The following is a 21046-nucleotide window of genomic DNA, read 5'->3' on the forward strand; positions in this document are numbered from 1 at the left end:
GCGCCGCGCGGCGCCCGGGTCGCCTTGGCCGAAGTGGCCGAAATGGGCGGCACCTGTGTCAATCTGGGCTGCATTCCGAAAAAGCTTTACAGCTACGCCGCACACTTCGCCGAAAGCTTTGAAGAATCCCACGGCTTTGGCTGGGTCGGTGAAGCGCCCACGCTGAACTGGGAAACCCTCAAACTCAACCGCGCGCGCGAGATTTCACGCCTCAACGGCATCTATATGCAACTGCTAAAAAGCGCAGGCGTTCACACCATCACTGGCTGGGCTACGCTGGTCGATGCCCATACGGTTGATGCTGGCGGCCAGCGCTACAGCGCCAAAAACATCCTGATTGCCACGGGCGGAAAACCCAGCGTTCCTGATGTGGCAGGCAGCGAGCATGTCATTAGCTCCAACGAGATATTTGACCTCTCGCCCTTCCCGGGTCGCCTGCTGGTGGTGGGTGGCGGCTACATTGCCTGCGAGTTCGCTTCAATCTTCAACGGGCTTGGCGCCGAGGTCACGCAACTCTACCGGGGAAGGCAGGTTCTGCGCGGCTTTGACGACGACGTGCGCGCCTTCGTTGCCGGCGAAATGGTCAAGACCGGCGTGACATTGCATCTCAATACTGATGTTGCCGCCATTGAACGCAATGCCGGGTGCCTACAGGTGAAGCTGCTCGACGGCAGCCAGATCACCGTCGATACCGTGCTCTATGCCACGGGCCGGGCGCCACTGGTCAGGGGTTTGGGCCTGGAAACGGCCGGCGTCGGGCAAAACGCTGCCGGGGCGATTCAGGTGAATGAGCACTACCAGACATCTGTCCCGTCGATTTACGCGGTCGGCGATGTCACTGCGCGCATCCAGCTCACGCCCGTAGCGCTGGCCGAAGCCATGGTAGTTGTCGATCATCTGTTTGCCCCGGAAAGCGGCCAGAAGCCGCGCAGCATGAGTTACGAATTCATTCCCACGGCAGTATTTACCCATCCGAATATCGGCACAGTCGGTTACTCCGAGGCCGACGCGATCGAGAAATTCGGCAAGATTCGCATTTACCGAACCGATTTCAAGGCGCTCAAGCACACGCTCAGCGGCAGCACCGAGCGCACACTCATGAAACTGCTGGTGGACGACGCCACCGACCGCGTGGTGGGCCTGCACATGGTAGGTGCGGATGCCGGTGAAGTGGTGCAGGGCTTTGCCGTGGCGATGAAGGCCGGAGCCACCAAAGCCGTCTTTGACAGCACGATAGGCATTCATCCGACCGTGGCTGAGGAATTTGTAACGATGCGCGAGCCCGTTCGGGACCTGACCGCCATTACCTGAGTTGTCGCGTCGCAACGCTGTATCTTCAAAACGCGCGCTCACCCTTGTGCCACGCGCTCCGGACGATGGGCATGTCACTACTTAACCGAACCCGAATCAGGTCGGCACGAAGGCCGGGGCAAAGTCCGCCCCGGTCATTCAGGCCAATGGCGCGAGCCGGATTGCGTGTAATGGTGTTGACGGCTTTTAGAAGTGCCCAGCCCACCGTATCACGGAGCAAAAAAGCTGCCCGCTTTGGCGTGGAAGGCATGAAGGGCTGCTGCGTCTTGCGGCAGTGCGGAATGCAAGGCCAAGTTTGTTTGAAGCGATTCTGTACGGCGCTCACATGACAGATCAATTCCTGGCCGGAGCTGCGAGCTTGCGATCGATCTCGGTGACCTTGGCCAGCTTCTCGGCTGCAGGCAGTGCGACATCAGCCTCAAACTTGCTTTTTTTCCTTGAAAAGTTTGAGTTGACGAATTGGGACCAACTAGGCATGGGTCGAGGCCTTGAAACCCGACAGCTTGAAAAGCTTCATCAGGTTGTCTTTTTCCTGCTGACTCCCCTTGCCGTAGCTATAGAAAAACTCACGGACAGCCTTCCTGGTGGTTTCGGGCATCTTATTGCGTATCACCAGAGGATCCAGCGGAATCAGCGGTGAAGTCCAGACAATTCGGATATCGCTGAACTTCTCTGGCAAACATAATAGCCAGGCCCCAACTAGCCGGAAGCGGCCAGTCCGGCCCGTAGCTTTTTAATCATGGAAATTTCCTGGATAAGTTGAACGGGATAATAAAAAATTGCTTCAGGCGGCCTGTGCCAGGGGCACCGGCCAGCCAGATGAGGAACCGGTCTGTCCTTGTCTTCGAGGCTGGAAATATGATCGCCCAAGGCCAGGATGTCATCGGCCTCCGCTGCGTAAAGATCGCGCAGCAGGGCCGTCGTCAGTCCGACCGAGGGCCCGTCGTAAACCTCTTTGCCTTGGTGCAGTGCGACCGTGCGGGGGCAACACTTTATCGCCGCATTGGCTTGGCGAAGGAGCACGACCACGGTGCATTTATCTCCCCGGTTGACTCGGTCCAGGATGTCCATGACTTTGCGCGACGACTCTGGGTCGAGCGAAGCAATCGGCTCATCTGGCAACACCACTTTGGCGCCCTGCACGATGGCGCGTGCCATTGCGACGCGCTGCTACTGGGCGTCGGACAGGGTGGAAGCACGCTGTGCACTGTATCCAGCAATTCCCACCCGGCGCAGTGATTCGATGCCACGCGCTCGCTCCTTGAATGTAAACCGGCGAATCAGGCTGCGCCACATCAGTACCTTGTGCAGCGTGCCGGCCAGCACATTGATGATCACAGGCCAGCGGCCCTCCAGGTTGAACTGCTGAAAAGCAAAACCGACACCGCAGCGTACCGACCTGATGTTGGAGGCAATTTTTCCGTTGCGCTGCACCGTCCTGTTGTGGATGACTATCGATCCTTGCGGACCCGAATCGCCGGTCATCAACCCAGCCATATGGCGGTGCAAAGTGGATTTACCGGAGCTTGAGGCCCCAATCAGCGCCACCATTTCCCCAGGCGCAATGCTAGATCAATCTGCTGCAAGGCTTTACGGCTATTGGCGAAGGTTTTGCTTAGCGTGTTGATTTGAATGGCGGCTTCCATAGTCTCTTCCCATGTTGAACCGTATTGAATCTAGGGTTGCAATGTGTCGTTCTGATGTCAGCTCCAGGTGTTTCGGGCCGTTTTGCACGTCGCAAGCCGCTATCCGTGCCGGTCGCGCCTGTCCACCGGGGCGCCACGAGTCGGCGTCTGGCCTAGCTGCCGTTGCTGCTTCACTCACTGCACCGCCTGATGCTGGGAAAGATAAATGCAAAAATGGTTCGGCTTTTTTTCCTGGCGATGGTGGCCCGGGTAGCAGGGCAGTCAAAGCAGTGTTCAACCTCACGATTGACATACCCTTGATAATCGCGAAAGAGTCTGGGGGACTGCGCGAGCCGGTTAGCGCCTGGGTGGCAAGATGCATCTCCTTTTTGAAAGTACATTTATGCTCAATAGCCAAAGCTGTTTTTTCAATGCCCTTCACCGGTCTTTTCGCGCAGCGGTTTTCCTGACTGGGGCTGCCGGTACCGGTTTTGCGGCGGCGTCTTCTCCAGCCGCATGGTCGGCCCATGACAGGCAGGTCGCCGAGCGATGCACCCAGGCCAGCGGGCTGAAAAATGCGCGCGCTGCAGGCCAGACCATGGTGTTTGACGACAGCGTTGGAATGACGGCGCTGCTGGTGACAGGGCGTCACCCCCAGCCGCATATGAAAAATCGCAGTGCCAGTGTGCTGTGCCTGTTTGACCGCGAAAAACGTCAGGCGACCGTCACGCCCGCCGACCAGCTCCGCTGGGCCATGCCCGCATCAGCCAAGAAATAAATTCCTTTCATGCCCTACCTGCCAACCTTCATCGCCCCGATGCGCTACACCGACGCCGAAGCGGCGCTGCGTCAGGTACGCGTCATCTATGACCAGCAGATTGCGCACCTGCGGGGCGCCATGCAACGCTATGTGGCGGGCGAAACCTTGCCCGGTCATGTGCGCGCCTGTTACCCCTTTGTTCGCATCCACACCAAAACAGTGGCGCGCGCCATCCTGGAGACGCCGGAAATTTCGCAGCTCAGCTATGGCTTTGTCGCTGGCCCGGGTCACTTTGAAACCACACTGACACGGCCCGAGCTTTATGCGCATTACCTTCTGGAACAATTCCAGCTGCTTCTGCAAAACCACGAGGTCGCACTGGAAATAGGCACCAGCGCTCAGCCGATTCCGATTCACTTCTCGTTTGCCGAAAGCGATCATATTGAAGGCACCATGAGCGCGGAACGCCGCATGTTGATGCGCGATGTTTTTGACCTGCCCGATCTGGCCGCTATGGACGACGGCATCGCCAACGGCACCTATGAATCACGCCCCGGTGAACCGCTTCCGCTCTCACTGTTCACGGCGGCGCGGGTTGATTACTCGCTGCAGCGCCTGCGCCACTATACCGGCACCTCGCCCGAGTGGTTTCAGAACTTTGTGCTGTTCACCAATTACCAGTTTTATATCGACGAATTCGTGCGTCTCGGCCACGCGGAGATGGCCAACCCGCACAGCGAATACATCGCGTTTGTGGAACCCGGCAATGTGGTGACCCGGCGGGCGGGCCTGCCCGCGCTCGATGGCGACGAGCTGGGCATGCCGCCACCGCGCTTGCCACAAATGCCGGCTTACCACCTGCTGCGCGCGGACCGTAGCGGCACCACTATGGTCAATATCGGCGTCGGTCCGGCGAATGCGAAAAACATCACCGATCACGTTGCCGTGCTGCGGCCCCACGCCTGGATCATGCTCGGCCACTGCGCCGGCCTGCGCAACAGCCAGCAGCTTGGCGACTATGTGCTGGCCCACGGCTATGTACGCGAAGATCATGTGCTGGACGAAGAACTGCCGCTGTGGGTGCCGATTCCGGCGCTGGCTGAAATCCAGAAAGCGCTGGAGCAGGCCGTGAAAGACGTGACGCAAGCTGTCGGGCCCGACCTCAAACGTATCATGCGCACCGGCACCGTGGCCTCAACCGACAACCGCAACTGGGAGCTGCTGCCCGCCAACCAGCCGCAGCGCCGCTTCAGTCAGAGCCGCGCGATAGCGCTGGATATGGAAAGTGCCACGATTGCGGCCAATGGCTTTCGTTTTCGGGTGCCCTACGGCACGCTGCTGTGCGTGAGCGACAAGCCGCTGCACGGCGAGATCAAGTTGCCCGGCATGGCCAACCAGTTTTATCGCGACCGGGTAGACCAGCATCTGCGCATCGGCATGCGCGCCGTTGAACTGCTGCGCGCCGAGGGCGTGAGCCAACTGCACAGCCGCAAGCTGCGCAGCTTTTCGGAAGTAGCGTTTCAGTAGCTCACCGGGGGCACTTTAAGCAGTGAGCGGATCTGGGCGGGATGATCCCCGCGACGTGGGGCTTCACCTCTGGCGCGATTTACTCAGCGGTGTCGGACCGGACCTAACATTTCCCGGCCCACGCCCGTCCGGGATGCAGCACATCTCACTTGAGACACATTCTGCGGTACCGCCCATTGCCTGGATCGTAATTGCCAAAGCCGTCGATCAGTGTGTTCCAGATTGGAGCGAAGTTGGCAATCAGAAGGAACAACCCCGGCGATATCCGTATGTCATCAACGACAGCAAACCGGCACTGAAAAATTGCCAATTTTCAGATTTTCGTTCGCAGTGATACTTTCCGCGTGTTTCCTCAGCCGTGTGCAGAGCGCCTTGGTCTTGCTACCCTCTGACGCAGCGTCTCCCTTGCGCCCACCGGCGAGAATTGCCTTGCCCACGACAATTCGGGCAACCGGATCGGCGCCTTGGTTACGCTCAATCAATTGGTGAGAAGCGTCGAAGCTGCCCGAGTAATAGATTACGAAAATGCCTGCGCCATGAAATGCGGGCAGCCCTTTTTCTGTTTGTAGCTTGCGCCCGAGCAGCGCCCCCGAAACGCTGGCACCGACGATTTTTTTGTCGAGCGGGTTGTAGGGCAGCAAATTACCCATGCCGAAACCGAACCCAATTGCTGTGCCCGCCACGCCAGCATGGCGCTGTGGACATCTTCATCAAGAAGATGCCCAGCGACACGGGAAGGGCATTTTCCAATTTCCGCATGGCGTCCGACCATCAGCCGTGAAACCCTTCGCCTTCAGGGAAAGTTCGAAGGCTCGCAGACTCGCGGAACATAAAGTAGCGCATGCTGCCATCCGATCGAACCATCAAGTTCTCTCCACCCGGCACGCCGTGACCGCCCGCCTTGAGCGTCTTGGTGGGTAAATTTAGTGGACGATCAGTATGTCCGAGACAGGTACGAGCGCCGCCTTCCGCTTTTTTTCCGGGTCGGTAAGACCGACAAGCGCATCCTTGCCGGTTTGTCGAGTTGCGCATGGGGCTGCAAACCCAGGTCCTAGAATCGCGCAATGGTCGTTGCATGGGCTGAGAGAGAGCTTGGACGCAAACGTCTGGTGACCCAATGACGATCCCGGTATTCACCGCTAACCCACTGGTGGTAAAAAAGAGGGAATCCAGGGCGTGAATTTCCCGGAGAAATGACCAATGCACGGGAAGATCACTCCAGAAACCTTCGATGAAAACCCGCGCCCGTTTGTGTGGAACGCCATAAATCGCGGCATTCAGAAAGGGGGCAGCAGGTTGTCGGTTACCGACATGCCCGCGCTTTTGAGTTGCGCCATGGATTACGGCATGTCCCCCTCACCTGATTGAGCGGGGAGCCGGGCTTGAGCCCCGCCACAAGGCTGGCGGTCACGCCCGGAGGTTTGATTAATGCACTATTTTGAAGAGGCCTGCTGCACGGCGTGCCCAACCGGCGCGTGATTGACAAACCTCGAATCGTTGAACGGTTTGACTTGAATCAATATGGGCGACCTCCCCGGATCCAGAATGCAAAGTGTCAATACACGCAGCGGCAGGGGTCAAGGAAGGGCGCAAGCTGTTTCCCCTGCGACTTCTTCCATATCAGTGCGCCTGTGTATCTATGTGTGTTGACGCACAGACGAATCACCACATCGAATTCCATACTGAAATCATGAACTCAACTGCTCCAGTCTCCGGCACACCGGTTCCTTCAGCCGCAGTCGGCCAGCGCGGCAGCGATGGCCGACTGGGCTTGAGTCTTATGGTCGCCCTGGTGGTCGGATCAATCATAGGCAGTGGTATCTTCGGCTTGCCGCAAAACATGGCGTCGGGCGCGGGTGCCGGGGCCATCCTGATCGGCTGGCTCGTCACCGGTATCGGCATGCTGACACTGGCCCTGCTCTACCAGATGATGGCGCTGCGCAAGCCGGAGTTGAACAACGGCGTTTACGCCTACGCGCGGGCCCTGTCCGGTGACTATGTCGGCTTCAACTCGGCCTGGGGCTATTGGGTGAGTGCCTGGATCGGCAACGTGGGATACCTTGTCGCGGCATTTAGCGCACTGGGCTATTTCTTTCCGGCCTTTGGTGAAGGCAATACGACCGGGGCCGTGGTGGGTGCCTCCATCGTCCTGTGGGTGGTCCATGCGCTGGTTCTGCGCGGCATTCAGGGCGCAGCCGTTCTGAACGCCGTCGTCACCATCGCGAAGGTGGTGCCGTTGCTGCTCTTCATCATCCTGGTGGCGCTGGCTTTTAATATGAACACCTTTACCCTGGCTTTCTGGGGTGATGCCAAGCTCGGCTCGGTGCTTGATCAGGTCAAAAGCACCATGCTGGTCACCGTCTGGGTCTTTATCGGCATTGAGGGGGCCAGCGTGTACTCGGCCCGCGCACGGCAACGCAAGGATGTCGGGCGTGCCACTGTGCTGGGTTTTGTAATTACTCTGGCGCTGCTGATGGCCGTGTCGCTTTTGTCGCTGGGCGTCTTGAACCAGCCCACGCTCGCCGGCCTGAAGAACCCTTCAATGGCGGGCGTGCTGGAGAAAGCCGTCGGTACCTGGGGTGCCGTGCTGATCTATGTGGCGCTGATCATCTCGGTGGGCGGCGGCTTTCTGGCCTGGACACTGCTGGCCGCGGAGTCGCTGTTCACGCCTGCGGGTGAGGGCGTGATGCCCAAAAAACTGGCACGCCAGAACCCGCATGGCGTGCCCGTCAATGCCATGTGGCTGACCAGCGCCATGGTTCAGATTTTCCTGATCGTAACGCTGTACTCCAAGGCCTCCTACCTCGCGCTGATCTCGCTGTCGACCGCCATGATCCTGCTGCCCTACCTATTTAGTGCGGTGTACGGTGTCCTTCTCACCGCGCGCGGCGAGGGTGCACCCGGCACGGTGCGTCCGTTGGATCTGCCGATCACGCTGGTGGCCACTGTTTACTGTGTCTGGCTGCTGTATGCGGCGGGTCCGAAATACCTGCTGCTCAGCGCGCTGCTGTACGCCCCTGGCGCGCTGGTCTATCTGCTGGCCCGGCGTGAACAAGCTCAACCGGCATTTCGCAGTTTTGAATGGGCCATCTTTGCCGGCATGCTGGCGCTGGCCGTTGGCGCCGGCTATGGTCTGAGCGTTGGCAAGCTGGCCTTGTAAGCCCGCCGTTCACACGTCTTCTCACGCTTCACTCAAGGACTAATCATCATGAAATTTGGCGTGCACTCTGAAGTCGGACCGCTGCGCAAGGTGCTGGTATGCCGACCTGGTCTGGCGCAAGCCCGGCTCACCCCGGCGAACTGCAAAGAGCTGCTGTTCGACGATGTGCTTTGGGTCACACAGGCCAGAAACGACCATCACGTCTTTACCAACGCCATGATCGATCGCGGGGTGGAGATACTCGAACTGCACAATCTGCTGGCAGAGGTTGTGGCGCAGGCCGACAGCCGCAACTGGCTGCTGGAGCGAAAGCTGGGCGCCGACTTCATCGAGCCCGAGGCTGCCGCGCTACTTCGGCCCTGGCTGGACGGCCTGCCCGCAGCGCGTCTGGCCGAGCATCTGATAGGCGGCCTGCTGCGCGCTGAAGTGCCGTTCGATATCCCGGGTCTGACCGCGCAGTGCCTTTCGCACGCGGAGTTTTTGCTTCCGCCGCTGCCCAACACGCTGTTTACCCGCGACTCCAGTTCCTGGATCTATGGTGGAGTCGTGCTGGGTTCAATGTACTGGCCGGCGCGCCGCCACGAAACCCTGCTGATGACGGCAATCTACCGCTTCCACCCGTTATTTGCCGGACAAGCCACCGAGTGGTGGGGTGATCCGGATCGGGACCATGGCATGGCCTTTTTCGAAGGCGGTGACGTCGTCGCGCTCGGCAAGGGTGTGGTGCTTGCAGGCATGGGCGAACGCACCTCACCCCAGGCGGTCAGCCAACTCGCGCGTCGCCTGTTCGCCGAGGGCGCTGCCACACGCGTAATTGCAGCCCAGATGCCCAAGTCACGCGGTGCCATGCACTTGGACACGGTATTTACCTTCTGTGATGTCGATCTGGTGACGGTATTCCCCGAAATGGTTCAGGAGATTCGCGCTTTCAGTCTTCGCCCCGGCAAACAGCCTGGAGAGCTTGACGTGCGTGCTGAAGAAAAACTCTTTCTGGATGTGGTCGCTGAAGCCATCGGCCTGCCACGCCTGCGCGTGGTGCCGACTGGAGGAGACAGCTACGAAGCAGAGCGCGAACAATGGGACGACGGCAACAACCTGCTGGCACTATCACCGGGCGTGGTGGTGGCTTACCAGCGCAACGTGTATACCAACACCTTGTTGCGCAAAGCGGGCGTTGAGGTGATCACCATACCGGGCAGCGAGCTGGGGCGAGGCCGCGGTGGCAGCCACTGCATGACCTGCCCGGTCCAGCGCGACGCACTGTGACCGCCTGACACATCCCGCCTGTATTCAAGGAGCCAATGATGAGTTTTAACCTTCACAACCGCAGCTTGCTGGCCCTGAAGGAGTTTGAACCCCGCGATATTCGCTATCTGCTTGATCTGGCCGCCGAACTGAAACGCAGCAAGGCCGTCGGAAACGAGCATCAGCGGTTGAAAGGAAAAAACATCGCACTGGTGTTCGAAAAACCTTCGACCCGAACTCGCTGCGCCTTCGAAGTGGCGGTCCACGACCAGGGGGGGCATGTGACCTATCTCGACTCGACCGGCTCGCAAATTGGACACAAGGAGTCGCTCAAGGACACTGCGCGTGTGCTCGGCCGGATGTTCGATGGCATTGAGTACCGGGGGTTCCATCAAAGCGCGGTCGAGGAAATTGCAAAGTTCTCGCATGTGCCGGTCTGGAACGGGCTGACCGATGAATGGCATCCGACGCAAATCCTGGCCGACCTGCTGACGATGCAGGAGTTCGGCGAGAAGCCGCTGCATGAGCTGTCATTTTGCTATCTCGGTGATGCCCGTTTCAACATGGGTTGCTCGCTGCTGGTCGGCGGGGTACAAATGGGCATGGACGTGCGTATTGCCTCACCGAAAACGCTGCAGCCACCGGCAGAACTGGTCGAGCAGATGCGTGCCCTGGCCCTGCGCACCGGCGCCCGCATCACGATCGAGTCCGATCCGCAACGCGCTGTCTTGGGTGCGGATTTTCTCTACACCGATGTGTGGGTTTCCATGGGTGAAGCCGACGAGGTGTGGAGGCAGCGAATTGAGCAGTTGCAAGGCTTTCAGGTGAATGCCGCGCTGATGCTTGCCACCGGTAACCCACGCACCCGTTTTATGCATTGCCTCCCGGCCTTTCACAATCTTGACACCGAAGTGGGCCGAATGGTGCATGAAAAGTTTGGTCTCAGCGAGATCGAGGTCACCGATGAGGTGTTCGAGTCCGAAGCTTCGGTGGTTTTTACCCAGGCGGAAAACCGCATGCACACTATCAAGGCCATCCTGGTGGCGACGCTTGGCTAAGGCCGACCATATGCATTTCAGGACGCCAGCATGAAGCTTGTTGTTGCACTGGGCGGAAATGCCTTGCTGCGCCGGGGCGAGCCCCTGAGCGCGAAAAACCAGCTGGACAATATCCGGCGGGCGGCGGTGCAACTGGCGCTGGTGGCGCCGGGCAACGAACTGGTACTGACCCACGGAAACGGGCCGCAAGTGGGTCTGCTAGCCCTCCAGGGGGCCGCCTACCTCGCCGTGCAAACCTATCCACTGGATGTGCTGGGTGCCCAGACCGACGGCATGATTGGCTATCTGTTGGAGCAGGAGCTCAGCAACTTGCTGCCTGCCCGGGTCGTCGCCACACTCATGACGCGAATCCAAGTGAGTGCTTCAGACCCGGCGTTCAGCGCTCCGAGCAAGCCCATTGGTCCCATCTATAGTGCGATTGAGGCCCAAGTCATCGGCAAGGAGAAGGGGTGGACGATGGCGCCAGACGGCAACGCTTTTCGGCGCGTCGTACCCTGCCCTGCCCCCCAACGGGTATTGGGCTTGCAGTCAATCGAGTGGCTGCTGGGCCACGGCGCGTTGGTCATTGCCGCCGGCGGAGGCGGCATACCGGTCATTGCCGATGCTGAAGGTCACGGCATGCGGGGTGTTGAGGCGGTCATTGACAAGGACCTCTGCAGTTCACTGCTGGCCCAGGCACTGCACGCGCAGTGCCTGATCATTGCCACCGACGTCGATGCGGTCTATCTCGACTTCGGACTTTCCACGCAGCGACCAGTCGGCAAGGTTGCTCCGGAAGCCTTCCAGCAGGCCAATTTTCCAGCAGGCTCCATGGGGCCCAAGGTAGAGGCTGCGTGTGCGTTCGTCAGAGCTACCGGGCAGCGCGCCATCATCGGCTCACTTGATCAGATAGAGGCGATGCTGCGCGGAGAGGCCGGCACGCAGGTTGTAGCTGATGGCCCGCGCCAGCTGTAAAAGACCCGGGCGGCGCAGTGCTGTCAATTGCGGCTCGGTACCCCCGAAAACCGGTCCTTTTCCCGCTGCGTGAAGGCCGGGCATTCATGAAGTGCGCGCCTGCCGGCAGCGACATATGTTTGGGCTCTGCTGAAATTTGAGAGAGGTCGCCGCATGACAAGGATTTCCGCACCTGCCGTCAACGCTGAAACCCGTTTGTTCCTGGTCGGTGAAGACGGTCATGTCCATCTGCTGGACCTTGACCGTTATGTCCGGATAGCCCGCCACGAGACCAGCGCGCCCGAGTTCGCTGCACGCCGCTTCATCCTGGTCGACTGGTATCTGCGCATCGCCGGCAGCCAGGCGCAGGATGTCGTCAATGAAAGTTGCAGCTGGGTCGTCTTTGATGCCCAGGGCCGGCTGAACCTCAAGGCAGCGCATGAGATTGAGGCGCCGGCGGCGCCAGGCAAGACGCAGTGGGCGCAGATCCGGAGCATCGTTTTTGGCAGCCCGACCCCAACCCATAAGGCGTCTGTTCTAGCGCGCGGTGAGCTACCTTCGTTGCAGGGCTTGAGCCCACCTGAAGCGTTGCGCCGACTGGAGGCAGAAGGCCCCAACCTGTTGCCAGGCAGCGCGCCCAAGTCCAACATCGCGATCGTGCGCGAAGTCATCACCGAGCCGATGTTCCTGATGCTGCTTGCAGCCGGCGGCATTTACCTGGCGCTGGGGGATCGTGCAGAGGCGCTGTTCCTTCTCGGCTTCGTGTTTGTCGTTATCGGCATCACTTTGATGCAGGAGCGCAAGACGCAGCGTGCACTGGAGTCGCTGCGCGATCTCTCGGCCCCGCGCGCGCTGGTGATCCGGGACGGACAGGAGCTTCGCATTGCCGGGCGCGACGTGGTGCGTGGCGATGTGCTGGTGCTGCGCGAAGGCGACCGCATTGCAGCCGACGCGGTGCTGCTGGACGGGCAACTGGAGGTGGACGAATCACTGCTCACCGGCGAAGCAGTGCCCGTGTCCAAGACACCTGACCTCGCACAAGCCAGAGCACAACAGGCGGCGGCAAGCACGGGGGCAACGGCCGCCAGCGACAAGCCTCCCCAAGCCAGGCCGGCCATCTCGGGGGGCAGCGCGGATCGCGTTGTGGAAGGCGTTGTGGAAGGCGTGGGGGTCATGCTCTACGCCAGCACTGTCGTCACCCGCGGTGTCGGCCTGGCCGAGGTGCAGGCGATCGCCAGCGCGACTGCCGTCGGGCGCATTGGCGCGGATCTGGCGGCCACCGTCGAGCCACCCTCTGTTTTACAGCAGGCCTCGCGCAAGCTGGTACGCCGGCTTGGACTTGGCGCACTCGCACTCGCACTCATTCAGTTGCTGCTGGGCTGGTGGTGGGACGGCAGGCCGTTGCTGGACAGCCTGCTCTCCAGCATTGCGCTGGCCATGGCCATCCTGCCTGAGGAGATACCGGTCATCCTCACCGTATTCCTGGCGCTCGGCGCCTGGCGAATCTCAAAACAAAAGGTACTGACGCGCCGCCCCTCCGCAGTCGAGGCGCTGGGTGCGATCACCGTGCTGGCCGTCGACAAGACCGGCACGCTGACTTTGAACCGCATGGCCGTGACCGAGCTGGCAACGGCCGACGCGCACTTTATGCCGGACAAGGCCGCCGACCTGCCGGAGTCTTTTCATGTTCTGACCGAATTCGCAATGCTGGCGACACCCGGCGACCCTTTCGATCCGATGGAAAAGGCGATCCAGCAGTTTGGCCACCGCTGGTTGGCCGGCACCGAGCATGTACACGATGGCCGCGAGCCGGAATTCGAATACGCGCTATCGGGCGATATTCTGGCGATGACGCGGGTTTTCGCTAGCGCTGAGCCGTCCCAGCATCTGCTGGCGAGCAAGGGCGCTCCGGAAGCGATCGCAGACCTGTGCCACCTGGGCGCTGCGCGGCGCGAGGCGATACAGCGTCAGGTCGAGGCGATGGCCGAATGCGGCTTGCGGGTGCTGGGCGTAGCGCGCGGGCGCTGGTCTGGCGCCACCGCACTGCCGGGTGTCGAGCCCCCCTGGCCACGCAGCCAACACGACTTTGACTTCGAATTTCTAGGACTCGTCGGCCTGGCGGACCCACCGCGCCCGGAGGTGGCCGCCGCGCTGGCCGAATGCCGCCGGGCGGGTGTGCGGGTAATCATGATGACTGGCGATCATCCCGTCACGGCGCGTGCCATCGCGCGCCAGGTCGGGCTGTCGGACCGAGCAGAGGTCATCACCGGTGCCGAAATCGCGACGCTGGATGATTCGGCCTTGCGCGAGCGCCTCAGTCAGGTGGATTTGTGCGCGCGCCTGCAACCGGCGCACAAGCTGCGGCTGGTACAGGTGCTGCGCGCGGGCGGCGAGGTGGTGGCCATGACCGGCGACGGCGTCAACGACGCGCCAGCGCTGAAAGCTGCTGACGTCGGCATCGCGATGGGCGAGCGCGGCACCGATGTAGCGCGCGAGGCAGCCGCGCTGGTGCTGCTGGACGACAGCTTTGCCCGCATCGTGGCCGCCATCCGGCAAGGCCGGCGCATCGACGACAACATTCGCAAGGCTGTGCGTTTTACCTTTGCGGTGCACCTGCCCATCATCGCGCTGGCCCTGGTACCTACGATTTTGCAATGGCCGGCGCTGATGCTGCCCGTGCACATCGTGCTGCTGCAGTTGCTGATTGACCCCACCTGTGCGGTTGTCCTGGAAGCAGAACCCGAGGCCGCAGACCTGATGGAGCGCCGGCCCCGCCCGGTGTCGAACTCGCCGTTTGCCGCCGCCACTCTGGGCTACGCCGTGCTGCAGGGCCTGGGTATCGCCGTGGTGTTGCTGCTGAGCTATGCCTACCTCGCTGCGCAAGGGTGGAGCGCCGCGCAAACCCGCAGCGTGGTGTTTGGCTCGCTGGTCCTCAACGTGATGCTGCTGATCCTGGCCAACCGCGACCCGTCGCGCCCGGCACTCATGGCGGTTAGCGCCACCAACCCCTGGCTATGGCGCATGGGCGCCGCCATGGGGCTGCTGCTGGTGGCAGTGCTGGGCGTGCCTTGGCTGCGCACGCTAATGGGCCTGGCCCTGCCCGGCCCATGGGGCTTGGCAGCAGGTGCTGCGGTGCTCGCGTTGTGTGCGGCGTGGCTGGATCTGATCCGGCGCTCAGGCTGGTTTAAATAAGCCATGACGCGGGCCCGGTCAGGCGCTACAAACGATCCGCCAACACCCGGTCTTGGCGGGCGCCCAATTTGCTACGTTTTTAATAGCTGACAATGACCGTATTCATTGGACTACAGCCCTATTTAATGCCAAAATTACATTTCAGGGCTCCTGTGGCCGCTGCAGACGGCCCGCCAGGGCGCCGTGGTCAAATGCCAGGTGAACGACGCCTTCCCAGGATTTTTGGAAACCCAGATGCCCCTCATTCACATCACAGAGCAAAGCCATGATGTCGCGATTGACCTGATTTATGCCGGTGCCAACAACTTCACCGGTCAGGCCATCTACGACCACCCGCTGTGTTTTCTGCATCCACAAGCCGAAGCCTGCCTGCGCAAGGCCATTGTTGCGGCCAGAGGCTTCGGCTTTCAGCTGAAGATACTGGATGCATTCCGGCCGCAGGAAGCGCAGCAGGCCCTGTGGGCCGCCGCGCCCAATCCCGACTACATTGCCGACCCGGCCAAGGGCTCCAACCACACGCGGGGCGTTGCCGTTGACCTGACGCTGATGGGCGCGGACGGGCGGGTTCTCGACATGGGTACGCCGGTCGACACCATGACGCCGGCATCGCATCATTTTCACGCGGCGCATCAGGCAGCCGTCCAGGTCAACCGCATGCTGCTGCTGACGGTCATGCTGGAAAGCGGCTTTGTTCACCACCCCCATGAATGGTGGCATTACCAGCTGCCCGAGGCCCGGCAGTTTCCGCTGATTGACAGCCAGGCGTTCATGCGGTGCCTGCCGTCGGGCAATTCCCTGCGTTAACCCGTCAGGCGCCGGGTCAGGACCCGCGCCAGCGTGCGCACCTTTTCTTTCAGCGGAAAACGTCCGAAGTTCGTCCTGACCGCGCCTTCTGTAAACGCGGTGCGTTTTGAATAATCAATATGGACATCCACGATCACTGGCCGCCCGGTTAGCGAAATCACCAGCGCCTGCCGTATGGCGTCGCCAATGGCGTCGTTGTCGGCCATGCGCAGGAAAGCTGCGCCGGTGGCCAGCGCCACGCCTTCAAAGTTGACAGCGCCCAGCCCGGTGCAGGGTTTGCGGTTGTACGGAATCTGCTGGGCTTGCGCAATTTGCGACAACTCACCGTCGTGGAACACGTAATAGATGACGCCCAATTGCCGGGTGGCAGCCGTCAGTATCTCCATGCAGGTCATCAAAAAAGCGCCGTCTCCGACAATGGTTTGCACCAGCCGATCTGGCTGGCACAACTTGGCGCCAATGGCGGCCGGAACGGCGTAACCCATGCAATTGAAATCGGTCGGCAGGATCACGCTTTTGGGCTCATGAATCGGCATCAGCTCTGCCGTCAGGAAGGTGTGATTGCCGTCATCAATCACCAAGATGCCGTTGTCGGGCGTCTGCAGGCGCAACTGGTCAAAAAAGCGCGCCGGATTGACGATGCCAGCCGCATCACTCTTGTACCAGCTCTGCCGGTAGGCTTGTTTGTCACTGTGGATTTTGGCGCGCAATGCTGGCCGCGCGGCGCGCCTGGGGCCCAGGGTTTCAAGCGCCTTGAGCAGCCCGGTCAGCACCGGGCCGGCATCGCCGGCAATACCGACTCTGGCCGGGTAGTTGGCGCCTATGGTTTCCGGATTGATGTCGATGTGAATCAGGTTTTCCGGCACTTTGACGCCGTAGCTGCCAGTGGCAATCTCGGAAAATCGCGTGCCGACGGCAAGCAGGCAGTCGCAGTCCTTGAAGGCATTGCGCGCTGCCGGTACCGCCGACGCGCCGAAGCCAAAACCGACATGCAGCGGATGGTTGCCCGGAAAGGCAGACAGCCCCTGAAGTGTGGTGGCCACCGGCGCTTCCAGCCACTCGGCCACCGCCTTGACCTGCTCGAACGCATCGCGCGTACCCCAGCCGACAAACAGGCAGGGCTGCCTGGCAGCCCGCAACAATTCGGCCGCGCGAACAATCTCCGCATCGAAGCCGACCTGCCTGGCTTGCGGCGGTGTGTAGGACGGCAGCTTGCCGACCTTGCCGGAATACAGCAGGATATTGACCGGCAGTTCGATGAAGACCGGCCCGGGTTCGCCACCGGTCGCAATCGCGTAGGCTTCAAACAGCGTCGGCACCACCTGCTCATGGCTGGTGACCTTGAAGGTTGCCTTGGTCAGCCCGCCCATGAACTTGTGCATGTCCATCTGGTGCAGCTGAAACCGGTACTCTGAATCGGTACGCGGTCCACCGCAAATCACCAGCATCGGCACACCATCGAGAAATGCCTCGCCGATGCCACTGCTGGCGTGCGTCAGACCAGCCGCCGGCACTACCGTCAGCACGCCGATGGAGTCAGACAAGCGGCTGACCGCATCGGCCATGAAAGCGCCGCCCCCTTCATGCGTCACAAGCACCGGGGTAATTTGCCGGGAGTTGTTGAGCTCGTCATAGAGCTCCGTCGTGTGCACGCCGGGAATGCCGAAAGTAAAGCGCGCACCGATCTGCTCCAGCGCGTAAGTTGCCAGCCAGGCACCGGTTCTTGTCATTTTGTCGTCTCCTTTGAATTCATTTTTTTAATCAACCGTCGCTTGCAATGGCCTTGACCGCCAGGCGCCCGGAAAGAATGCAGCCGCCAAGAAATTTACCTTCAAACGCTCGCCAGCCATGCATGCCGCCGCCGAAACCTGCCGCTTCGCCCACGGCGTAGAGGACGGAAATTGCTTGCCCAGGCAGGCCCGGCACGCGGCTGTGCAAGTCTGGCTGAATCCCGCCCGGACTTTTGCCGCTGACGATACGATCGCAAATCGTCATCAGGGGCAGTGCCTTCTGATGCTGGAGGCGCTGGAAATTGCTCGACAGCATCGGTGACGGCTTGCAACTGCACTACGTGAGCTAACTGCAACGCGTTCATTTTTTTAATCAGTTTCGGCAAACTGTTGTCCACTACAAAATCCTGTTAATTTTGAATCATCTCATTGACCAGCCAGCGGTTGCCAGACAGCATGTCGCGCATGCATCGTTTCTCCCGCTTTTGCCGCTTTTGCCGTTTTTGTCGTTTTTTTGTTGGGTTACCATTCCTGACGCATCGGAAACAGCCGCATTCGGGATGTCACCGGGGACTTTGGAGCAGCGAATGTCGGAACGGCGGAACCAGCCTTGCTGAAGCGCCGGACGATGCACAGCACGGCGTGGCACCTGCCTATCCGGGCGATCCAATCGCCGAGCCAGCGGCAAACCGCGGTGCCGCTGAATTTTTTTTGATGCAAGCGCTTTTTACTGCGCGTTGAAGCGCTGTACCGGCGGCGTGCCTGACGAGCACGGGCGGCTCCGGGGCAGACGCAATGAACGCAAACGACCATCATGAAATAGCCCGCAAAACCCATCCAGAAATGAAAGGCTGCCCATGGACTCTCCCCGCATTCAAGCCAACTCCTCTGCCAGCTTTCTTGAAAACCACCCGGTTGCAGAAATTCGTGTGGGCGACGGTGCCAGTCTGCAGCGTCAGGTTACCGAACGCGACATTCAGCTTTTCGCCGCTGTGTCGGGTGACGTCAATCCGGCCCATGTCGATGCGCTTTATGCCAAAACCAGTCACTTCCACCAGATCATCGCCCACGGCATGCTGGGTGGCTCGCTGATTTCCTCCGTTCTCGGTACCCAATTTCCCGGCCCGGGCACGATTTACCTCGGCCAGACGCTTAAATTTATCAAGCCGGTACACATCGGCGATACGCTGACCGTGACCGTTTCGGTGATTTCGCTCAACACCGGCAATCGCCATGTGCGGCTTGGCACACGCTGCATCAATCAGGACGGCGATGTGGTGATTGAAGGCGAAGCCGAAGTGATTGCGCCGGCCGCCAAGCTGCGCATCGCTCGCACCGACCTGCCAACACCCATGGTGGCGGACGAGAATCTGCGCTACGACCAGCTGCTGAATGCCACGCAAAGTCTACCTAAAATCAGGATGGGTGTGGTGCATCCGTGCAGCCGCGAAGCGCTGGAAGGCGCACTCGACGCTGCCCGGCTGGGCTTGATCGAAGCCCTGCTGATTGGGCCGGAAGCCCGGATTCGAAGCCTTGCCGACGAATGCCAGATGGATCTCGCCGGTTTTTCCATCGTCAATGTGCCGCACAGCCATGCGGCGGCTGTCAAGGCGGTCGAGATGGCACGCGCTGGCGAAGTGGACGCCTTGATGAAGGGCAGCCTGCACAGCGACGAACTGCTGAGCGCGGTGGTGAACGCCCAAACCGGCCTGCGCACCGAACGCCGCATCAGCCATGTGTTTGTCCTCGATGTGCCGCGCTACCCCAAGCCGCTGCTGATCACCGATGCGGCCATCAACGTGGCGCCCGATTTTGATGCCAAGGTCGATATCGTGCAAAACGCCATCGACCTGGCGCACGCGCTCGGCATCGCCCGGCCCAAGGTCGCCATTTTGTCGGCGGTGGAAACCGTGACGCCCAAGCTGCGCTCCTCGATGGACGCCGCTGCGCTGTCCAAGATGGCGGACCGGGGCCAGATCACCGGCGGCCTGGTCGACGGCCCGCTGGCCTTTGACAATGCGGTCTCGCTGGCTGCCGCCAGGACCAAGGGCATCAAGTCCGAGGTCGCCGGCAACGCTGACATCCTGGTGGTGCCCGATCTGGAGTCGGGCAACATGCTGGCCAAGCAGCTTGAATACCTGGGCGGCGCCCAGGCGGCCGGCATCGTGATGGGCGCGCGCGTGCCGATTGTGCTCACCAGCCGGGCCGACTCGGCCCATTCGCGCATCGCCTCCTGTGCCATCGCCATCCTGCTGATTGCCCACCGGCTCAAGGCGCTGGCATGAAGCAAGCGCTGCTGGTCATCAACTCCGGCTCGTCCAGCGTCAAGTTTGCCGCTTACGACGTTGCGCCTGATTCAGCGTTGAAGCGCATCGCGAACGGCCGAATAGAAGGCATCGGCAGCGCCCCCCGCATGCTGGTGTGGGGACAAAATGGCGCCCCACTGGAAGACCGCCTAATCGACGTGCCGGCCGACCCGGTGCGCGGTCAGGAGGAGGCCTTCAAGCAGCTGTTCGACTGGCTGGGCCAGCATGCAGCCGGCCGCACGCTGGGGGCCGTGGGCCACCGGGTGGTGCATGGCGGCGAGCGCTTTACGCGGCCCGCACGCGTCACGCCCGAAATTCTGGCCCAGCTCGACGGCTTCACGTCGCTGGCGCCCCAGCACCAGCCGCACAACCTGTCGGCCATTCATGCCATTGCCAGCCTGTACCCAGACTTGCCGCAAGTCGCCTGCTTTGACACCGAGTTTCACTCCACCCAGCCCTGGGTCGCACAGGCCTACGCCCTGCCGCGCCAGATCACCCAGGCCGGCGTGCGGCGTTACGGCTTTCATGGCCTGTCGTATGAATACATCGCCAGCGTGCTGCCTGGCCACCTTGGCGCGCTGGCCAATGGCCGGGTGGTGGGGTCGCCCATCTGGGCAATGGCGCGAGCCTGTGCGCCATGCAGGGCCGCAAAAGCGTCGCCTCGACCATGGGTTTCACCGCGCTCGACGGCCTGATGATGGGCACGCGTTCTGGCAGCCTGGACCCTGGCGTCGTGCTCTACCTGATCGGCAATCTGGGCATGAGCCTTCAGGCGGTTGAAACGCTACTGTATGAACAATCCGGCCTGCTCGGTGTGTCGGGTGTGTCGGGTGACATGCGGACCGTGGAGGCGAGCAACACGCCGCATGCACAACAAGCCATCGACCTGTATGTTTACCGCATCGGCCAGCAGCTCGGAAGCCTGGCCGCTTCGCTCGGCGGGCTGGATGCGCTGGTGTTCACCGCCGGCATCGGCGAGAACGGCGCCATGATCCGGCGCCGCGTCTGCCGGGATGCAGCCTGGCTAGGCATCGCGCTCGACGAGGACGCCAACCAGGCGCGCGGGTCAGGCGCCCGGTGCATCAGCACGGCTGGCAGCCGCGTGGCGGCGTGGGTCATTCCGACGAATGAGGAACTGATGATTGCCCAGCACACGCAGGCGCTGCTGCAAGGGCGAGGAGCGCATGACTGGCGGGCTGGTGAGGATTGAACTCACTATGAATTTAATAGCTAGTTACGTTTATAGCTCTGGCGTAAAAGCACTTTTTTGCTTGTAAAAATGGTGGTTTTCAGCGTTATGCGCGGCGTTTGGCATTTCGTCGTTTGGGGGGGCGGGGGTGGGGCCCCCCACCCAACACAGATGCGCGCACCCCCCGCCCCCGCACCCCCACACCG

The 21046-nt window shown here is 61.1% G+C and carries 18 protein-coding genes and 1 pseudogene; 11 read left to right on the forward strand and 8 right to left on the reverse strand.

Translation table 11 applies throughout. From position 1 onward, the window contains the following. Positions 1–1311 (forward strand): glutathione-disulfide reductase (gene gorA / locus HHJ19_RS08615; protein WP_296905917.1); only part of this gene is annotated, 1311 nt, incomplete at its 5' end. Between the two features lie 25 nt (positions 1312–1336). Here gorA and HHJ19_RS08620 read toward each other — a convergent pair. The 4 genes from HHJ19_RS08620 to HHJ19_RS18035 form a co-directional block, all read right to left on the reverse strand. Continuing rightward, positions 1337–1561, reverse strand: a complete 225-nt coding sequence (locus HHJ19_RS08620) for an amidohydrolase family protein (RefSeq protein ID WP_296905919.1) — start codon at positions 1559–1561, stop codon at positions 1337–1339. 219 nt (positions 1562–1780) lie between these two features. Then, complete coding sequence (locus HHJ19_RS08625; protein ID WP_296905921.1) at positions 1781–1990, reverse strand: PhnD/SsuA/transferrin family substrate-binding protein; 210 nt, start codon at positions 1988–1990, stop codon at positions 1781–1783. A gap of 20 nt (positions 1991–2010) precedes the next feature. Further along, a complete protein-coding gene (locus HHJ19_RS18030; RefSeq protein ID WP_366929393.1) occupies positions 2011–2469 on the reverse strand; it encodes a hypothetical protein in 459 nt (152 codons plus the stop codon). Between the two features lie 12 nt (positions 2470–2481). After that, positions 2482–2862, reverse strand: a complete 381-nt coding sequence (locus HHJ19_RS18035; protein ID WP_366929394.1) for an ATP-binding cassette domain-containing protein — start codon at positions 2860–2862, stop codon at positions 2482–2484. A 477-nt stretch (positions 2863–3339) separates the two neighbouring features. On the opposite strand from HHJ19_RS18035, the gene HHJ19_RS08635 reads away from it, so the two are divergent. Both HHJ19_RS08635 and HHJ19_RS08640 read left to right on the forward strand, forming a co-directional pair. Further along, positions 3340–3714: a hypothetical protein gene (locus HHJ19_RS08635; RefSeq protein ID WP_296905924.1), complete on the forward strand. Its 375-nt coding sequence runs from the start codon at positions 3340–3342 to the stop codon at positions 3712–3714. A gap of 9 nt (positions 3715–3723) precedes the next feature. Next, positions 3724–5223, forward strand: a complete 1500-nt coding sequence (locus HHJ19_RS08640) for an AMP nucleosidase (RefSeq protein WP_296905926.1) — start codon at positions 3724–3726, stop codon at positions 5221–5223. 145 nt (positions 5224–5368) lie between these two features. Here HHJ19_RS08640 and HHJ19_RS08645 read toward each other — a convergent pair whose 3' ends face one another. Continuing rightward, complete coding sequence (locus HHJ19_RS08645; protein ID WP_366929395.1) at positions 5369–5533, reverse strand: Eco29kI family restriction endonuclease; 165 nt, start codon at positions 5531–5533, stop codon at positions 5369–5371. Then, entirely contained in the window at positions 5499–5873 is a 375-nt protein-coding gene (locus tag HHJ19_RS08650; RefSeq protein ID WP_296905930.1) for an Eco29kI family restriction endonuclease, read from the reverse strand. Before HHJ19_RS08650 ends, HHJ19_RS08645 begins: the two co-directional genes overlap by 35 nt. A 1040-nt stretch (positions 5874–6913) precedes the next feature. Between HHJ19_RS08650 and arcD the strand changes: the two genes are divergently transcribed. From arcD to ddpX, 6 genes are all read left to right on the forward strand, one after another. Continuing rightward, positions 6914–8383: an arginine-ornithine antiporter gene (gene arcD, locus HHJ19_RS08655; RefSeq protein ID WP_296905932.1), complete on the forward strand. Its 1470-nt coding sequence runs from the start codon at positions 6914–6916 to the stop codon at positions 8381–8383. A 48-nt stretch (positions 8384–8431) separates the two neighbouring features. Next, a complete protein-coding gene (locus HHJ19_RS08660; RefSeq protein WP_296905934.1) occupies positions 8432–9649 on the forward strand; it encodes an arginine deiminase in 1218 nt (405 codons plus the stop codon). Between the two features lie 38 nt (positions 9650–9687). Continuing rightward, a complete protein-coding gene (argF, locus tag HHJ19_RS08665) occupies positions 9688–10686 on the forward strand; it encodes an ornithine carbamoyltransferase (RefSeq protein WP_296905937.1) in 999 nt (332 codons plus the stop codon). A gap of 30 nt (positions 10687–10716) precedes the next feature. Continuing rightward, positions 10717–11640, forward strand: coding sequence for a carbamate kinase (gene arcC / locus HHJ19_RS08670; protein WP_296905939.1), 924 nt, complete (start codon positions 10717–10719; stop codon positions 11638–11640). 153 nt (positions 11641–11793) lie between these two features. After that, positions 11794–14811: a cation-translocating P-type ATPase gene (locus tag HHJ19_RS08675; RefSeq protein WP_296905941.1), complete on the forward strand. Its 3018-nt coding sequence runs from the start codon at positions 11794–11796 to the stop codon at positions 14809–14811. A 234-nt stretch (positions 14812–15045) separates the two neighbouring features. Beyond that, positions 15046–15615 carry a D-alanyl-D-alanine dipeptidase gene (gene ddpX, locus HHJ19_RS08680; protein WP_296905945.1) on the forward strand — a complete coding sequence of 190 codons (570 nt, stop codon included), beginning with the start codon at positions 15046–15048 and terminating at the stop codon, positions 15613–15615. Here ddpX and HHJ19_RS08685 read toward each other — a convergent pair. After that, on the reverse strand, positions 15612–17345 hold the full coding sequence (locus HHJ19_RS08685) for a thiamine pyrophosphate-binding protein (protein ID WP_296905948.1): 1734 nt from the start codon (positions 17343–17345) through the stop codon (positions 15612–15614). The genes ddpX and HHJ19_RS08685 overlap by 4 nt on opposite strands. A 31-nt stretch (positions 17346–17376) precedes the next feature. Then, positions 17377–17610 (reverse strand): FAD-binding protein, encoded by a 234-nt coding sequence (locus HHJ19_RS08690; protein WP_296905950.1) that lies wholly within the window; start codon positions 17608–17610, stop codon positions 17377–17379. A 592-nt stretch (positions 17611–18202) separates the two neighbouring features. Here HHJ19_RS08690 and HHJ19_RS08695 point away from each other — a divergent pair. After that, the gene (locus HHJ19_RS08695; RefSeq protein ID WP_296905953.1) at positions 18203–19630 is read left to right on the forward strand and encodes a bifunctional enoyl-CoA hydratase/phosphate acetyltransferase; all 1428 of its coding nucleotides are present in this window, start codon (positions 18203–18205) and stop codon (positions 19628–19630) included. Then, positions 19627–20861 (forward strand): annotated as a pseudogene (locus tag HHJ19_RS08700) (acetate/propionate family kinase). The gene HHJ19_RS08695 and the pseudogene HHJ19_RS08700 overlap by 4 nt, the downstream one beginning before the upstream one ends. The last annotated feature ends 185 nt before the right edge of the window (positions 20862–21046 follow it).

Origin of the sequence: Polaromonas sp. (genome assembly GCF_012927415.1) — a bacterium.
Taxonomy (GTDB): domain Bacteria; phylum Pseudomonadota; class Gammaproteobacteria; order Burkholderiales; family Burkholderiaceae_C; genus Polaromonas.

Excerpts from the sequence above, each read along its gene's own strand:
- HHJ19_RS08620 (WP_296905919.1), bottom strand. The coding sequence starts at position 1,561 with ATGCCTTCCACGCCAAAGCGGGCAGCTTTTTTGCTCCGTGATACGGTG.
- HHJ19_RS18030 (WP_366929393.1), bottom strand. The coding sequence starts at position 2,469 with ATGGCACGCGCCATCGTGCAGGGCGCCAAAGTGGTGTTGCCAGATGAG.
- HHJ19_RS18035 (WP_366929394.1), bottom strand. The coding sequence starts at position 2,862 with ATGGTGGCGCTGATTGGGGCCTCAAGCTCCGGTAAATCCACTTTGCAC.
- HHJ19_RS08635 (WP_296905924.1), top strand. The coding sequence starts at position 3,340 with ATGCTCAATAGCCAAAGCTGTTTTTTCAATGCCCTTCACCGGTCTTTT.
- HHJ19_RS08640 (WP_296905926.1), top strand. The coding sequence starts at position 3,724 with ATGCCCTACCTGCCAACCTTCATCGCCCCGATGCGCTACACCGACGCC.
- HHJ19_RS08650 (WP_296905930.1), bottom strand. The coding sequence starts at position 5,873 with ATGGGTAATTTGCTGCCCTACAACCCGCTCGACAAAAAAATCGTCGGT.
- arcD (WP_296905932.1), top strand. The coding sequence starts at position 6,914 with ATGAACTCAACTGCTCCAGTCTCCGGCACACCGGTTCCTTCAGCCGCA.
- HHJ19_RS08660 (WP_296905934.1), top strand. The coding sequence starts at position 8,432 with ATGAAATTTGGCGTGCACTCTGAAGTCGGACCGCTGCGCAAGGTGCTG.
- argF (WP_296905937.1), top strand. The coding sequence starts at position 9,688 with ATGAGTTTTAACCTTCACAACCGCAGCTTGCTGGCCCTGAAGGAGTTT.
- arcC (WP_296905939.1), top strand. The coding sequence starts at position 10,717 with ATGAAGCTTGTTGTTGCACTGGGCGGAAATGCCTTGCTGCGCCGGGGC.
- HHJ19_RS08675 (WP_296905941.1), top strand. The coding sequence starts at position 11,794 with ATGACAAGGATTTCCGCACCTGCCGTCAACGCTGAAACCCGTTTGTTC.
- ddpX (WP_296905945.1), top strand. The coding sequence starts at position 15,046 with ATGCCCCTCATTCACATCACAGAGCAAAGCCATGATGTCGCGATTGAC.
- HHJ19_RS08685 (WP_296905948.1), bottom strand. The coding sequence starts at position 17,345 with ATGACAAGAACCGGTGCCTGGCTGGCAACTTACGCGCTGGAGCAGATC.
- HHJ19_RS08690 (WP_296905950.1), bottom strand. The coding sequence starts at position 17,610 with ATGACGATTTGCGATCGTATCGTCAGCGGCAAAAGTCCGGGCGGGATT.
- HHJ19_RS08695 (WP_296905953.1), top strand. The coding sequence starts at position 18,203 with ATGGACTCTCCCCGCATTCAAGCCAACTCCTCTGCCAGCTTTCTTGAA.